This is a genomic window from Pseudomonas sp. OVF7 (genome assembly GCF_030644265.1).
In the GTDB taxonomy this organism is placed as follows: domain Bacteria; phylum Pseudomonadota; class Gammaproteobacteria; order Pseudomonadales; family Pseudomonadaceae; genus Aquipseudomonas; species Aquipseudomonas gorinensis.
This window is the reverse complement of sequence record NZ_CP128996.1, coordinates 4639922-4655761: the sequence shown is the minus strand read 5'-3', so window position 1 is coordinate 4655761 and position 15840 is coordinate 4639922. Positions and strand designations below refer to the sequence as shown.

Here is a 15840-nt window from a genome sequence, read left to right as displayed (position 1 = left end):
GCCGCGCATCGAGGCGGTTATTTCAAGTACGTGCGGAAGAAGGTGGTGAGCTGGGCAAAGGGGATCAGGTCGACTCGGTCATAGAGATCCACGTGCCCGGCGTTGGGCACGATCAGCAGCGTCTTGGGTTGCGCGGCACGGGCGTAGGCGTCCTCGCTGAATTCACGGGAGTGGGCATTGGCGCCGGCAATCAGCAACAGCGGGCGTGGGGAGATCGTCTCGATGTCGTTGAACGGGTAGAAGTTCATGAACTTCACGTTGCTGGTCAGCGTTGGCCGGGTGGTGGTCCGTGCCGAGGCTCCGGACGGGGTGAACTCCCCACGTGGTGTGCGGTAGAAATCGTAGAACTCATCCCCCACGGCATCGCCGGTCAGCACATGCGGCGTACCACCGGTGTAGAGGGTTTCGCCACCTTGGAACTCAACATAGCGCTGGTTGGCGGCCTGGAGCAGCACCTGCCGGCGTTGTTCCAGGGTCACGCCGTGCTTGAGCCCGTTACGGTTGGCGGCGCCCATGTCGTACATGCTGACCGTGGCGATGGCCTTGAGGCGTGGGTCGATTTTCGCCGCGCTGATGGCGAAGCTGCCACTGCCACACACGCCGATGACGCCAATGCGTTCACGGTCGACCATCGGGCGGCTGCCGAGGAAATCCACGGCGGCACTGAAATCTTCGCTATAGAGGTCGGGCAGCACCGCATTGCGCGGCGTGCCTGCGCTTTCACCCCAGAACGATAGGTCCAGGGACAGGGCGACAAAGCCCTGTTCGGCCATCTTGGTGGCGTACAGGTTGGCGCTTTGTTCTTTGACGGCTCCCATCGGGTGGCCCACGATGATTGCGGCATTCTTTGTGGTGGGTGCGAGGTGTTTGGGCACGAACAGATTGCCCGCCACCCGCATGCCGTATTGGTTGTTGAAGGTGACCTTTTCCACGCTCACCTTGTCGCTGGTGTAGAAGTTACTTGCACCGTTGGACATGTCGGCTCCCAGTGAGGAAAAAGAGGTCACCAACAAACCCAGGGCGAACAAGAGGCTTTTCATTGGCGGTTCCCTTGGCGAAGTTGGTGTGCCCATTTTCCCGATGCAGCCCGTGGTCCTGTAGTGCGTTCCACTGGATTACTTGCCTGATCCTCTGAGTTTTGAGGTTTGTCGGGGACGCCCAACGGCTGGCGCGCTACAGTTCCGAGACGAAAGCAAAGAGCCTGTCATGACGATCAATCATTCCCTCCTGGCGACGCTGGTGCAGTCCATCGGCTCGCGTATCTCGACACCCGGCGACTACGCCATGCCGATCCCGGGCCTGGGGTTTTATCGACGTGAGCATCCTTCGGCGCCAGTGGTGTGCATGGTCGAGCCCAGCGTCATCCTCGTGGCCCAGGGCGAGAAACAGCTGTGGGTCGGCGGCGAGGGGTACCCGTATGACACGTCCCGTTTCCTGCTCACTTCCCTGGACATCCCGGCCAATTCGCAAGTGCGGGTCGCCAGTCCCGCTAACCCTTGCCTGGGGCTGACGTTCCAGTTGGACCTGCGCGTATTGACCGAACTGATCGCCCAGAGTGAGCTGCCGCCGCTGCGTGAACCCGCGGTGATGAAGGGGGTTGGGATTGGCGCGATCACCGACGGGATGCTTGCATCCTTTGCGCGCCTGGTGGCGCTGCTCGATGAGCCGGAAGCGATACCGGTTCTGGCCCCGCTGATCAGCCGTGAAATTCATTACCGGCTGCTCAAGAGCGACCAGGCGGTTCGGCTGCGCCAGATCTGTGCGGTTGACGGGCAGGGCTATCGAATCGCCAAGGCCGTCGACTGGCTGAAGCTCAACTACGACGCGACGCTGCGTATAGAGGAACTGGCGGCGCGGGTGCAGATGAGCGCCGCCACCTTTCACCATCACTTCCGCCAACTGACGGCGATGAGCCCGTTGCAGTACCAGAAGTGGTTGCGCTTGAACGAGGCGCGACGATTGATGTTGAACGAGCACCAGGATGTCTCCCGTGCAGCGTTCAAGGTGGGTTATGAAAGCCCGTCCCAGTTCAGCCGCGAATACAGCCGCCTGTTTGGCGCGCCACCCAAGCGAGACATTGCCGCGTTGCGCGGTAAGTCAGAGATCAATGCTCAGTCGTCGTCAAGTTAGCGTAGAAGATGCAGCCGATCAGGCGGGCGAACAGGCTGAGGGTTTCCGGCAGGTTGGGGTCATCGAACAGCATTGCCCTCGAATCCAGTGCACACAGCGCGCCGAACAGGCGGCCGTCGGGGAGGAAAATCGGTGCGCCTGCGTAGCTCTCGATGGCGTATTGCTTGACCACCGGGCGTGCGGCAAAGCGGCCGTTCTGGCTGACTTGCGGGATGAACAAGGTATGGGGGTTGATACAGAACTCACTGCACAGGGTGGTTTCCAGGTCGAGCACGTCATCGACATGGATGCCCATGTCGAGGGGGTCGTGCACGGAGCAGACGATCCATTCCAGGTCGGTGAATTTGGCGATGCCGGCGAAGCGCATGCCCGTCAGGCGGGTAACCAGTTGCAGGATGCTGGTGGTGGCTTCTATTTCGGCGATGGCAGCGCGTTCATCGGCGCTGAGTAACGCGTGTGTAGCAGTGACGCTTGGAACCATGCTCAACACTCCAATCCAATGGCGTGGCGACCCTGGTCGCCACGCGCGATAAGGTCTTAATTAATGCGCGGATGCTGCTGCACGAGGTTCTGGCGCTTGGCTTCCAGCTCGGCGATCTCGGCGTCGATGTCTTCGATTTTCTGCTCAATATTGTCGTGGTGCTCTTGCAGCAGCTCCTTGGCTTCTGCCATGTCGGAAGCCGCTGGTGCCGCGCCGCGCAGGGGTTTGTTGGCGGTTTCCTTCATGGTCAGGCCGGTGACCAGGCCCACCACGGCAAATACCATCAGGTAATAGGCGGGCATGTACAGGTCGTTGGTGCTTTCCACCAGCCAGGCCACGGCGGTCGGCGTTACGCCGGCGATCAATACCGAGACGTTGAACGCGCTGGCCAGGGCGCTGTAGCGCAGGTGGGTGGGGAACATCGCAGGCAGGGTCGAGGCCATCACGCCGATGAAGAAGTTAAGCACGATGGCCAGGATCAGCAAGCCGCTGAAGATCAGGCCGATCTTGCCGCTGGTGATCAGCATGAACGCCGGGATCGAGAGAAACAGCAGGCCGATGCTGCCCGCGATGATGAACGGCTTGCGCCCGACCTTGTCGCTGATAAAGCCAATGAACGGCTGCACGAACAGCATGCCGACCATGATCGCGATGATGATCAGCACGCCGCTGTTTTCTTTGTAATGCAGGTTATGGGACAGGTAGCTGGGCATGTAGGTGAGCAGCATGTAGTACGTCACGTTGGTCGCCGCGACGATCCCGATGCAGGTCAGCAGGCTGCGCCAATGCTGGGTGGCGATTTCCTTGAAGGACACCTTGGGGCCATGGGTCAGGCCTTCGCGGTCGCCCTGTTCGAGCTTATCGACATGTTGTTGGAAGGCGGGGGTTTCTTCCAGTGCATGGCGCAGGTATAGGCCGATGAGGCCCAGGGGCAGGGCGAGAAAGAACGGCAAGCGCCAGCCCCAGGACTCGAAGTCGGCTTCGCCCAGGACGCTGGAGATCAGTACAACCACACCGGCGCCGAGGACAAAACCGGCGATGGAACCGAAGTCCAGCCAGCTGCCGAGGAAGCCGCGCTTGCGGTCGGGCGCGTATTCGGCAACGAAAATCGAGGCGCCGGTGTATTCACCGCCTACCGAGAACCCTTGGGCCATCTTGCACAACAGCAGCAGGATCGGTGCCCAGATGCCAATCGAGGCATAACCGGGAATCAAGCCGATGGCGAAGGTGCTCAACGACATGATCACGATGGTGGCGGCGAGGACTTTTTGTCGCCCGTATTTGTCCCCCAGCGCGCCGAAGAACAGGCCACCGAGGGGGCGAATCAGGAAGGGCACGGAGAAGGTGGCCAGGGCAGCGATCATTTGGACGCTGGGGGAGGCGTCGGGGAAGAACACCTTGCCGAGCACATAGGCAACAAACCCATAGACACCAAAGTCGAACCATTCCATGGCGTTGCCCAATGCCGCGGCGGTGATCGCCTTGCGCATCTTGGCGTCGTCGACGATGGTGATGTCTTTCAAACCGATGGGTTTGACGCTTTTCTTACGTAATTTCATGCGGGCCACTCTAAAACAGAACAGGGGAGGTGCCATCGTTGCGATGGCACCGCTCTGTCAGTTCAGATATAAGCGGACACGAAATAATTCACCGTTATTTACGTTTTTTTGCCTGGGGCGCAATTTGCCTGCAATCGCCAGGATTTTCGGGGGAGGCGCTTCCCCAGTGCCGAGCGGACCTGTTGTGGTGAGCGCGCCTGTTGTGGCGAGCGGGCTTGCCCTAATGCCGTTCAGTTAAGGCTTTTTTGTAGGAGCGAGCTTGCTCGCGAAAAACTCACAAGCGCCGCGTTGATTCAGGAAACACGCGTTATCGTTGACGTTTTTCGCGAGCAAGCTCGCTCCTACAGAAGGCGATGTACGCTTAACTGAACGGCATTAGGGCTTGCCCCGCGTTGGGCTGCGCAGCAGCCCCCATCAGCACAACGGTTAAACATCAGGTACGCCGAGGCGCCTGGTTTTGGGGCTGCTTCACAGCCCAACGCGGGGCAAGCCCGCTAGCCACAGTTTTGAAGAGGACTGATCCCGATGCCCGCCACCACTTCCCGTCTTGTCTACCGTCAGCCACTGCCTGGGGACGTGCAGCGATTGTTTGCGATCTTCGGCGATTCCCAAACCAACCTCTTCAATCCCGCCGGGCCCATGCCCAGCCTGTCCGCTGCCCAACACCTGCTCGACCACTGGATCGCACAGTGGGCCACCCACGGCTATGGCTGGTGGGCGATTGCCCATCGGCAAGCCCCGGAGCACATCATCGGCTTCGGCGGTATTGCGCCGCTCAACTACCTCTCGCAACCGCGCATCAACCTGGGCTATCGCTTCGCCGTGGAAGCCTGGGGGCAGGGCTATGCCACAGAGTTGGCGCGCGATGCCCTGGCGCTGGCGTTTGACACCCTCGGTTTACCGGAGGTGTTCGGCCTGGTGCGGCCCGACCACGCGGCGTCGATCCGTGTGCTGGAGAAGGTCGGCATGCAGCCATTCGGTGTGCTCGATGATGTGCCCGGCAAAGCGCCGAGCCGGGTGATGCGCGTTTGTTGTCCTACAACATAGCTGCGTTGACATTTTTCACCCCCGCGCGATAGCCCACAAAAGCCTCAATATTTCACATTGACAGCGAGTAGGCAGCCCGATATAAAAGCCACAGTTGTACGACGACATATGACGTTACATGTGTCCTACCTAACAAAAATAAAAAGTGATGCCATGAACTTGATCGAGCCCATCAACGCCCAGCGCGTTGGCCAAGCTGTAGGCAACTATCGCTGGACCATCTGCGCGATGCTGTTCTTCGCCACCACCGTCAATTACCTCGACCGCCAGGTGCTCAGCCTGTTGGCGCCGCAGTTGTCCACGCAATTCGGCTGGAGCAACACCGACTACGCCAACATTGCGGCGGTGTTTCAGTTTGTCTATGCGATTTCCATGCTGTTTGCCGGGCGGTTCGTCGACAAGATCGGCACCAAGGCGGCGTATGTGATCGCGATTGCGATCTGGTCCACCGGCGCCATCATGCATGCGTTCTCGGTACCGATGGGTGAGGGGATTGCTGCCGTGAGCGGGGCGATCGGTCTGGCGGTGATCCCGGTCTCCATCGCCGGCTTCATGCTGTCGCGCGCGGTATTGGCGATTGGCGAAGCGGGTAACTTTCCGATTGCGATCAAGGCCACTGCCGAGTATTTCCCAAAGAAAGAGCGCTCCCTGGCCACCGGTATTTTCAACTCGGGCGCCAACGTCGGCGCGATCCTGGCACCGATTTGCGTGCCGCTGATCGCCGGGATGTGGGGGTGGGAAGCGGCCTTTATGGTCATCGGCATGCTCGGCTTCGTCTGGGTCGCGGTGTGGGCAGCGGTCTACGAAAAGCCGGAGCAGCAAAAACGCCTGTCTGCCGAGGAGCTGGCGTACATTCGCAGCGACCAGACGGTGCAGCCATTCCCCCCGGCAATGGCGGGCGCGGTCGAGAAGAAAGTCTCATGGTTCAAGTTGCTCACCTACCGCCAGACCTGGGCGTTTGCCTTTGGCAAGTTCATGACCGACGGCGTGTGGTGGTTCTTCCTGTTCTGGTTGCCCACCTACCTGTCGGCGCAATACGGCATGAAAGGCGCCGATATCGTCATGCCGCTGGCGGTGCTGTACAGCATGACCATGGTCGGCAGCATCGGCGGCGGCTGGTTCCCCAGCTACTTCATGGCCCGTGGCGACGCGCCCTATGACGGGCGGATGAAAGCCATGCTGGTGATCGCGTTGTTCCCGCTGGTGGTATTGCTGGCACAGCCCCTGGGCTATATCAGCTTCTGGGTGCCGGTGTTGTTGATTGGTGTGGGCGCCTCGGCGCACCAGGCGTGGTCGTGCAATATCTTCACCACCGTGTCCGACATGTTCCCGCAGAAAACCGTGGCGTCGGTGGTCGGCATTGGCGGCATGGCCGGTGGCCTGGGCGGGGTGGTGATGACCAAGATCGGGGGCTGGGTGTTCGATTACTACAAGTCCATCGGCGATATCCACACCGGCTACATGATCATGTTCGCGATCTGCGCGCTGGCTTACCTGGTGGCCTGGAGCGTGATGAAGACGCTGGTGCCACGCCACAAGGAAATCACCGACCTGTAAAAGGGCCAGGGCCTGGGTTCTCCAGGCCCTTTTTTTTACAGTGCGCGGGCCCAGGTCTGGCTGACCAGGGCCTTGCCAAAACTGAGGGTAGGTTCCTCTTCCTCCAGCTCGAAACCGGCTTTCTGGTAGAGCCTGCGCGCATCGGTCAGCGCGCTCATGGTCCACAACATCATGCGCGTGTAGCCGGCATCGCGGGCAAAGCGCAGGCATTCATCGACCAGACGCTGGCCGATACCCAGGCCCCTGGCGCTGGCGTCGACGTAGAGCATGCGCAGTTGGGCGGTGCTGTCGTCATGACGCACCACGAATACCGAACCCACCACCGCGCCATCCTTTTCGGCGATCCAGCAGCGCTCACGCGTTGGGTCGAACTCGCGCAGGTACTTGGCGACGATCTCCGCCACCAGTGCTTCGAACTCCCAGTTCCATTGGTATTCCCGCGCATACAAGGCCGATTGCTGCTGCACCACCAGGCCCATATCGCCTGGCTGCGGGTCACGCAGCAGGTAGCTCGGCGGGGTGCCTTGCAACAAGGATTGAATGCGCTGCATGGCGGCGGTCAGTTGCTGTTGTTGTGGCTCAGGCAGGGCTTGCAGCAGGGCAATGACTTCGTCCTGGGTCCGTTGCTCCAGGGGTGCCAGCACGGAGCGGCCTTGTTCGGTGAGGTGCAATTGCACCGCGCGCGCATCGGTGGGTGAGCGGAGCTTTTGGATCAAGCCTTGCTTTTCGAAACCGCTGGTCAACCGGCTCAGGTAGCCCGCATCCAGGCTGAGCATCTGGCACAGGTCGGCGCTGGTCAGGTCGCCGCGCGACGACAGCTCATACAGCACCCGGATCTCGGTGAGGGAATAGTCGCTTTGCAGCAGGTGCTCCTGCAGTACGCCGATCTGATGGGTATAGAAACGATTGAAGCCGCGCACGATGCCGGCGCGTTCGACAAGCAAGGATGTGGACATGGCGCATGCTCTTATGGTTGCCTGAGTCAATAATATTGTTGCTTAAGGCAACTATGTCAAACACTTTAAAGAACGAAGCTCATCAGGGCGGTCACACCGGTTTCTCACGTGGGCCTGTGGTGTGATGAGGCGCTTTTTACTCCTGACATTTTCTGGCAGGACGCTCTGCTAAGCTGCTGCACATTTTTCCTTTTGCCGGCGGGATCAACGTGTCGCGTACCACTCGTCTACTGTCTTTGCTCCAGGCCCTGCGAGGCAAGAAACGCCCGGTGACCGCGGCTGTGCTCGCCGCACAGTTGGAGGTGTCCGAGCGCACCTTGTATCGCGATATCGCCGCTTTGACTGCCTTGGGCGCGCCGATCTTCGGGGAGGCGGGCGTCGGGTATGTGTTGCGCAGTGGCTTGTTTCTACCGCCCTTGATGCTGAACGCCGAGGAAACTGAAGCCATCGTGCTCGGCCTGCGTTATGTGGATCAGCGTGGCGATGATGTGCTCAGCCGCGCCGCGGCCAACGCCCTGGCAAAAATTGCCGATGTGCTGGACCCCGCCGCCCAGGAGGCGTTGCGCAACCCGACGCTGCTGCCGGGGCCGCCAGGGTTCGGCTATCCGGAAAACCGCGTACCGTTGAATGTGTTTCGCGAGGCCATTCGCAGCCAGGCCAAGCTGCATATCGATTACGCGGATGCCAGCCAGACCCAGAGTCAACGCCTGATCTGGCCTTTAGCCCTGGGTTTTCTCAATGAGGTGCGGGTGATCGTGGCCTGGTGCGAACTGCGGGGCGCGTATCGCACCTTTCGGACCGACCGTGTCGCCACCGCGCAAGCCCGTGGCGAGCGCTACCCGGGGCGACGCAGTGACTGGCTGCGCGCCTGGCGTAAATTGCTGGAACAGAATGACACCGGGCCATTCACTCCTGACAAAAACTGACACGACCCTGGCTTAGCATGGCCCCACAACCACTCAGAAGGAGCTGTGCCATGTCCGGTCACCATTCACTGCTGGCCCCGGCCATCGTTGCCTATCTCGCCGCGACCAACAGCGGTGACACCTCGACCGTCGCCGATTGTTTTGCCGACGATGCCCACGTGTTCGATGAGGGCGAGCATCAGGTCGGTCCTGCTGCCATCGCCCGCTGGATGGAAGACACCGGGCGGCGCTACGAGCCGCGGGTCGAGGTGCTCAACGTACAGCACCGCACCGGCAAGGTGCTGGTCAGCAACAGTGTCTCGGGCAATTTCCCTGGCAGCCCGCTGGCGTTGCGCTACACCTTTCGCCTGAACGAGCAGGGCAAGATTTCACGGCTGGATATCTCTGTGTAAGTCATACTGGCGCGCATGACTTTCGACTCGCCTCTCGCCGCTTATCAACATGCCATCGCCCAGCAGGGCTTCGTTGCCGATGACGCCCAGCGCCAGGCAGTGGATGCCCTGCAAGCCTGTCACGAAGCCCTGCACCGGGGCCACCCACCGATCACCGGGGTGTATCTATGGGGGCCGGTGGGCCGGGGCAAAACCTGGTTGATGGACCAGTTCTACCACAGCCTGCGTGTACCCGCGCGGCGCCAGCATTTCCATCACTTCATGGGCTGGGTGCATCAGCGCTTGTTCCAGCTCTCCGGCATTCCCGACCCGTTGCAGGCCCTGGCCCGTGAACTGGGCCGGGAGGTGCGGGTGCTGTGCTTCGACGAGTTATTCGTCAGCGACATTGGTGATGCGATCATCCTTGGCCGCCTGTTCCAGGTCATGTTCGAGGAGGGGGTGGTCATGGTCTGCACCTCAAACCAGCCGCCCGACCAACTGTATGCAGACGGTTTCAATCGTGAGCGTTTCCTGCCAGGTATCGAGGCCATCAAGCAGCATATGCGCGTGGTGGCGGTGGACGGTGGCGAGGATCATCGACTGCATCCGGGTGTGGGTGTGCAGCGTTATTGGGTCAACCAACCGGAGGCGTTGGCCACGCTGTTCAAACAACTGAGCCAGGGGCAACGGGTGAGCAGTGGGGCGGTCAGCGTTGGGCACCGCTCGATTGTGGCTGTGCAGGCCAGTGACACCGTGCTGTGGTGCCGCTATGCCGACCTGTGCGAACAACCCCTGGCCGCCATGGACTTCATGCTGCTGTGCGACCGTTTCAAAGCGATTTTGCTGGGGGAGGTGCCCAACCTCAGTGCGCAAAGGCGCCCTGGCCGGATTGCCCGTGGCACCGAGGACGCTGCCCAGCGCGTGGTGGCCGGGGATCGCGAATTGCCTGAGCTCTCGGTACACGATGACAGCGTGCGCAGATTTATCGCGCTGGTGGATGAATGCTACGACCGCAAGGTGCCGTTATTCATCGAAGCCAAGGTCCCGTTGGCAAGCCTCTACACCGAAGGCTACCTGGAGTTTCCGTTCCGTCGCACCCTGAGCCGATTGCAGGAAATGCAATTACAGCGTTTTGGCGTATGAGCGTACGAAAAAGGCCCTGGAATGACCTGGCAACCTATTTTGATCGGCATAACCTTCGCGTTTTCAGGCAGGTATTTGTAGTTAATCTCCTTCATCTATTACCGGCGCCATGCTTACAATCGTGCCCTTCGGAGGGAGCTGAATTCCCTTTTTTGTTTTTGATTGAGGAAGGAAATGGACACCCCTGACATTCTGGTGCTGCAAGCCAGCTACACCAATCCCGTGCATGCCGATGCCATTGGTCGTGTGCTCAACCACTATGCAGAAGACCCTATGGGGGGCGGGCACAGCCTGCCGTCGGACTTGCTGCGCCAACTCCCGGCGGAACTGGCGAAACGCCCCCATGCTTTTAGCGTGTTGGCGTTTGTCGGTGGCGAACCGGCCGGGTTGGTGAACTGTTTTGAAGGGTTTTCCACGTTCGCCTGCCGTCCATTGGTCAATGTTCACGACGTGGTGGTGATGAATCCATTTCGTGGCCTGGGGCTGAGCCAGAAGATGCTGCACAAGGTCGAGGAAATCGCTCGCCAGCGCGGCTGCTGCAAGATCACCCTGGAAGTGCTGGAGGGCAATGCCGTGGCCCAGTCGGCCTACCGCAAGTTCGGTTTTGACGACTCGGTGTTCGATCCGGCCCATGGGCGCATGTTGTTCTGGAACAAGCCGCTGTAATAAATAACCGGCGAAAAAAAAAGGCGCCATCAAATGGCGCCTATTAAACCTTTGCCAACGGAGCGGAATGGCACAGGGTGTTGCGGATTAAGTCAGCGTTAATTAACTCTTTGATTGTGGCTCGGCCGTTTTTTGTTCGGCAGAGTCGATTTTTAATGTCTTGCCGTCGGCGACTTCCGTTTGTTCGGCGGTGCCGTGGAGTTTTTGCTGGACGAAACTGAAGTCGTTGTAAAACGCCTTCGAACGCTCTGAGCCGCCTTCTGCGAATGCGGCGGCGGAGGTCAGGGTCATCAGGCTGGCAAGCATCAGGGTGGAGAGTTTCATGGCAGTGTTCCCGTTAAGAGTGATCGGTATCCGCTCTGTCCTTGATCAGATTCATGGGGCGAGTGTGGAGTGATCTTATTAAGTGGGAATTAACGCGGAACTGCCCCCGAAGTTAACATTTTCGTTAACTTCGGGTTAAAAAGTCTTACAGTCTCCAGTCCAATGCCAAGGTGATCGAGCGGGGTTCGCCCCAATACACACCATTATAAAAGCCGACGCGCTCGTAATATTTTTCATCAAATAAATTGTTGACGTTAACTGACGCCGAAACATGTTCGTCGAATTGATAGCGAGACATCAGATTGACCACGGTATAAGCCTGCTGTGTGATCTTCGTTGATTCGGTGATCAGGTAGCCGTCCGCGTCGCGACCGCCGATCGGACGGTCGGCAAATGCGTAGAAGTCGCTTTGCCAGTTCACCGCACCGCCCACCGTCAATCCGCGCCATTCGCCCGGCAGGCGATAGGTGCTGGACAGCTTCAACAGGTTCATCGGCTGGTCAGTGTTGCTGCGCTGTTTGTTGCCGTTGAGCGAATGGGTGTAGGTGTAGCCCGCCGTGAGGTTCCAGTCCGGCATGACCTCGCCCGACACTTCAACTTCAAAGCCTTGCACCTGGTTGCCCTTGCCGCCGGATGTGTAGAACTGCTCGCCCGTTTCCCGGTCGGGCTCGGCGCTGTTGTCCAACTCGGCCACGTTGTCCTGGGTACTCCAGAAGTAGGCGGCGGCCAGGTTCAAACGCTCGTCCAGCAGGCTGCCCTTGAGGCCCACCTCGTAATTGCTGCCCACCACCGGCTCCAGGTACTTGCGGCTGGCGTCGCGCTCATCCTGTGGGTTGAAGATATCGGTGTAGCTGGCGTAAAGCGTGTACTGCGAGGTGATGTCGTAGAGCAGCCCTGCATACGGGGTCAACATGTCGTTGTGAGTCTGACGGGTCTTGGGGGCTAGGGTCAGTTGGTTGTTGGCATCGTATTCTGGCGCGACGCTTTCGATTTCCCAACTGCCATAGCGGCTGCCCAGCACGGCGTGCAACTTGTCGGTCAGGCTCAGGCGAGTGGCCAGGTAGCCGGCTTTCTGCTGTTTGCTGGAGTGGGAGCCTTTGAGCCCGGTGGTGCGGTCGGGAAATTTGGCGATACCGCCCATGTGTTGCCAATCAGGGATGGTGACGTAATCGGCGGGAGAGCGATTGCGTTGGAAGGGCGAAGTGTCGCGCTGCTGCGACTCGCCATATCCCACCATCAATTCATGCTCGCGGCCCAGCAGCGAATAGGCGCCGGCCAGGTTGAAATCCACCACGTCCATTTTCGAGGTGCCGACCATCTGGTTGGTCCAGGCGGTCATGCCGCTGCCATCGGCATTAGGGAATCCCGCGCCACCGTAATACACCTTGCCATCGGTGTCGCTCTGGCGGTGGGTGTAGGCGGCCTTGAGGCGCCAGTCGGCGGACAGCTTGTGATCGACGGATGCAAAGGTGGTCTGGTCCTTCAGCGGCCAGGAACTCCAATCGGCGGCCATATTGGCCGAGCGTGACAGCCGAGCTTTACCACCGTCGCTGTTCCAGTAAGGCAGGGTGCCCCAGGAGGTGCCTTGCACATGCTTGTTCTGATAATCGAACCCGACTGCCACCACGGTATCGTCCGTCAAATCGGCCTCGAGCACCCCGTAGCCCACTTCCCGTTGCAGCGCGTAATTGTCGCGAAAGGATTGGCTGTCTCGGTAGGCCATGACGCTACGCCCGCGCAGGCGCCCCTCAAAGCCCAGCGGACCGCCGACGTCCAGATAGTTGTAGTAATTGTCATGGCTGGCGCCGCTGACACCGGCCCTGGCCTGCCATTGCGCGGTCGGGCGCTTGCGGATCATGTTCACGGTGGCTGAGGGATCGCCCGCGCCGGTGGTCAAGCCGGTGGCGCCGCGTACCACTTCGATACGGTCGTAAATGATGGTGTCGGCGTCGGACTTCATGCGCCCGAACGTGTTGAGCATGCCATCCACCTGGAAATTATTGATGGAATAGCCCCGGGAGGAATAACCGGCACGGTCGGAATCCAGGTGCTGCACCGTGACCCCGGTGGTCTGGCGCAGGGCGTCGGTCAGGGTATTGAGATTGAAGTCATCCATTTGCTGGCGGGTGATCACCGAAATGGATTGAGGGGTTTCCTTGATCGATAGGTTCAGCCGCGTGGCGGTGCTCATCGAACCGGTGGTGTAGGCCCCGGTGTGCTCGGTAGTGGCCCCCAGGCCTTCGGCGGTGACGCGGGTGCTGCCCAGCTCCAACGCGGTGGCGGGCGTTTGCTCGGGGTCGTTTTCAGCCAGCAGGTCGGGGCTCAGTACGATACTGAACAGGCCGAGGGTGAAGGTCATGGAACGGGTGAGAGGCGCGAACATCGCGGAAGACTCCTTGTCGTCTTTGAAGCCTTCTCAGTAAGAAAAGGCCTTGGCTCAAAGACGAAAGGAGGCGTGAAACTTTAGGCTTAAACGAGAATGATTGTTATCGTCGCCGGGGCGACGCTGGTGGTCACTTCGCTACAACTTCTGCCCCGTCAGCTTTCTTTGGCTTGATCAGGCTGAAGTCGATCAAGGCTTTCTGCTGGCGCTCGTAAGGGTTGCCGATCAGCAGCGGGCGCGGCTTGAAACTGTCGCTGACCAGGCTTTTGCTGCGGTCCAGCTCATCGAAACTCAGCCCGGCCAGGTCTGCCCAGGTATGAATCAACTGCGAGCTGCTATAGGGGCGCTGCAGGTCGCCGGCAAAACTCCAGTTGTGGGTTTCGCGCCACTTGGGAGAGGCGTAGGCCATGAACGGGATGGTGTACATCGGTGCGGTGGGTTTGCCTTCGTTGCGCCCCAGGGTGCTGTGGCCGGCGGAGTCGAAGACGTCTTCACCGTGGTCGGACAGGTACAGCAAGAAGCCGTTGGGGTCGGTCTTGGCGTAGCTCTTGATCAGGCTGGAGACTACGAAGTCGTTGTACAGCACGGCGTTGTCATAGCTGTTGTAGGTGGGCAGCTGGGCGTCGCTGATGCCTGCCGGAACCCCCTGGCGATCGGTGAATTTGTCGAAGGTCGGCGGATAACGGTACTGATAGCTCATGTGCGTGCCCAGCAGGTGCACCACGATGAACTTGCGCTCGGCCGGGTCGGCCATGGCCTTGGCGAATGGCTCCAGTACGTCGCCGTCATACTGGCGGGCGTTCTGGTTGCGGTTGTTGTTGAGGTACACCTGCTCGTCGGCCTGTTCGGAAAAGGTCGTGAGCATGGTGTTGCGCTTGGTCATGGTCTGCTGGTTGGTGATCCAGTAGGTCTTGTAGCCCGCCTGTTTCATCATGCTGACGATCGACGGCGTCTTGAGGTACAGGTCCGGGTTTTCTTCGTCGGCGAAGGTCAGCACCTGTTGCAGCGCTTCGATGGTGTAGGGGCGCGGGGTGATGACGTTGTCGAATACCGCCAGTTGGTCGCGCAGCTTGTCCAGCTCGGGCGTGGTGTTGCGCGGGTAGCCATAGAGGCTCATGCGCTGGCGGTTGGTGGACTCGCCGATCACCAATACCAGGGTCGACGGTTGGTTGGCCATGCTGTCCTTGAGGTTCTTCAAGGGCGGAATCTGGCTGGCGCTGGTGAGCATGCCCTGCATGTTGTCGAGCTGCTCGGTGTAGCGACGATAGGCCACGATCATCTGCCATGGCACGGCCGGTTCGACGCGGGTTTCAAAGCGGTCGATGGCCTGTTCCATGTTGTCGCTCGTGGCGATCTGCTTGACCAGCGGGTAGCCCACGACGGCCAGCACAATTGCCGTCGCCGCCAGTATCGATTGACCACGGGGCAGGTACACCGGGCGCAGGCGCGTCCATAGGAACACGGCCAGGGCGGTATGGGCGATGAACGCCAGCACGATCCACCAGGCAAAATATTGGGTCGCGTATTCACCGGCTTCAGAGATGTTCGACTCGAACATGATGAAGATGACGCTTTGGGAGAATTCCTGCTGGTAGATGAAGAAATAACCCAGGCTGGCCATGGAGCAGGCCCACAGCACCACACCGATCAACGCGGCGAGCAGGCGGGTGCGGCGCGGGAATAACAACATCGGCGCGAGCCACAGTGCGCTCATGAAGAAGGCTTGGCGAAAGCCGCTGAAACCGGAGGTGCCGGTCAGTTGTATGAGGAGTTGGGTAATACCCGAGAAGTACCAGAAAAACAGAAACAACCAGCCAAGGCCGGCCCAATCAAAGCCTTTCGCAGACTTGGTGCTGCGTTTGAACATCGCCATCCAGCGCTCCAACAAACTTAAATTCAATCATCGGGTAGCAATACCCGCACGGGTTTTGATCCGCAGACCGGATATTCATCCGGCGCAGTATCGACAGTCGTGTGTGAAAAGTTTGTGAGTTTAAGACGCGGTGTTTGCCCCTCTCGAGCCCGGTACTGATCCAGGCGCCGCTGGCTGATCTGCCGCGTTTCGCGGTGAGGCTCGACATTTGGGCGTGGACGGATAAGACCGCCCGCTGCAAAGGGCCGGAATTGATCGAGGGATTCGAATGGTGGGTGGAGAAGCGCTTCCACTCAGGACGCCGGGGTGTGAGGACCTTGGGCGAAGGGCATTTGAAGTTGGCGGGCCTCAGGTACGAGACCGGTTGTGACGACCAACTTCGCGAAGCGCAGAGCCGATGGCGGTTATCGCCAGCAGTGGTATC

At 59.9% G+C, this 15840-nt stretch carries 14 protein-coding genes; 7 read left to right on the top strand and 7 right to left on the bottom strand.

From position 1 onward, the window contains the following. Positions 1–17: 17 nt before the first annotated feature. On the bottom strand, positions 18–1040 hold the full coding sequence (locus QU606_RS21155) for an alpha/beta hydrolase (protein WP_168232903.1): 1023 nt from the start codon (positions 1038–1040) through the stop codon (positions 18–20). Positions 1041–1206: 166 nt separating this feature from the next. Here QU606_RS21155 and QU606_RS21150 point away from each other — a divergent pair, with 166 nt between their 5' ends. Then, positions 1207–2130: an AraC family transcriptional regulator gene (locus QU606_RS21150; protein ID WP_024075850.1), complete on the top strand. Its 924-nt coding sequence runs from the start codon at positions 1207–1209 to the stop codon at positions 2128–2130. Here QU606_RS21150 and QU606_RS21145 read toward each other — a convergent pair. Then, complete coding sequence (locus QU606_RS21145) at positions 2105–2611, bottom strand: GAF domain-containing protein (protein ID WP_024075849.1); 507 nt, start codon at positions 2609–2611, stop codon at positions 2105–2107. The two genes, QU606_RS21150 and QU606_RS21145, sit on opposite strands and share 26 nt — an antisense overlap. A 56-nt stretch (positions 2612–2667) precedes the next feature. After that, the gene (proP, locus tag QU606_RS21140) at positions 2668–4170 is read right to left on the bottom strand and encodes a glycine betaine/L-proline transporter ProP (protein ID WP_024075848.1); all 1503 of its coding nucleotides are present in this window, start codon (positions 4168–4170) and stop codon (positions 2668–2670) included. A 525-nt stretch (positions 4171–4695) separates the two neighbouring features. On the opposite strand from proP, the gene QU606_RS21135 reads away from it, so the two are divergent. Beyond that, entirely contained in the window at positions 4696–5217 is a 522-nt protein-coding gene (locus QU606_RS21135; protein WP_304997473.1) for a GNAT family N-acetyltransferase, read from the top strand. A 153-nt stretch (positions 5218–5370) separates the two neighbouring features. After that, on the top strand, positions 5371–6774 hold the full coding sequence (locus tag QU606_RS21130) for an MFS transporter (protein WP_024075846.1): 1404 nt from the start codon (positions 5371–5373) through the stop codon (positions 6772–6774). A gap of 35 nt (positions 6775–6809) precedes the next feature. On the opposite strand, the gene QU606_RS21125 is transcribed toward QU606_RS21130, so the two are convergent. Then, positions 6810–7730, bottom strand: a complete 921-nt coding sequence (locus QU606_RS21125; protein WP_069075823.1) for a bifunctional helix-turn-helix transcriptional regulator/GNAT family N-acetyltransferase — start codon at positions 7728–7730, stop codon at positions 6810–6812. Between the two features lie 209 nt (positions 7731–7939). Between QU606_RS21125 and QU606_RS21120 the strand changes: the two genes are divergently transcribed. From QU606_RS21120 to QU606_RS21105, 4 genes are all read left to right on the top strand, one after another. Further along, complete coding sequence (locus QU606_RS21120; protein WP_024075844.1) at positions 7940–8656, top strand: YafY family protein; 717 nt, start codon at positions 7940–7942, stop codon at positions 8654–8656. A gap of 50 nt (positions 8657–8706) precedes the next feature. Continuing rightward, the gene (locus QU606_RS21115; RefSeq protein ID WP_024075843.1) at positions 8707–9048 is read left to right on the top strand and encodes a nuclear transport factor 2 family protein; all 342 of its coding nucleotides are present in this window, start codon (positions 8707–8709) and stop codon (positions 9046–9048) included. 15 nt (positions 9049–9063) lie between these two features. Continuing rightward, positions 9064–10170, top strand: coding sequence for a cell division protein ZapE (gene zapE / locus QU606_RS21110; protein ID WP_024075842.1), 1107 nt, complete (start codon positions 9064–9066; stop codon positions 10168–10170). Positions 10171–10344: 174 nt separating this feature from the next. Beyond that, positions 10345–10836, top strand: coding sequence for a GNAT family N-acetyltransferase (locus QU606_RS21105; protein ID WP_024075841.1), 492 nt, complete (start codon positions 10345–10347; stop codon positions 10834–10836). Between the two features lie 102 nt (positions 10837–10938). On the opposite strand, the gene QU606_RS21100 is transcribed toward QU606_RS21105, so the two are convergent. The 3 genes from QU606_RS21100 to QU606_RS21090 all read right to left on the bottom strand — a co-directional run bounded on the left by QU606_RS21100 (position 10939) and on the right by QU606_RS21090 (position 15416). Then, positions 10939–11160, bottom strand: a complete 222-nt coding sequence (locus QU606_RS21100) for a hypothetical protein (RefSeq protein WP_024075840.1) — start codon at positions 11158–11160, stop codon at positions 10939–10941. 145 nt (positions 11161–11305) lie between these two features. Further along, positions 11306–13543 (bottom strand): TonB-dependent siderophore receptor, encoded by a 2238-nt coding sequence (locus tag QU606_RS21095; RefSeq protein WP_024075839.1) that lies wholly within the window; start codon positions 13541–13543, stop codon positions 11306–11308. A gap of 130 nt (positions 13544–13673) precedes the next feature. After that, positions 13674–15416 (bottom strand): phosphoethanolamine transferase CptA, encoded by a 1743-nt coding sequence (locus tag QU606_RS21090; protein WP_069075825.1) that lies wholly within the window; start codon positions 15414–15416, stop codon positions 13674–13676. Positions 15417–15840 lie beyond the last annotated feature (424 nt).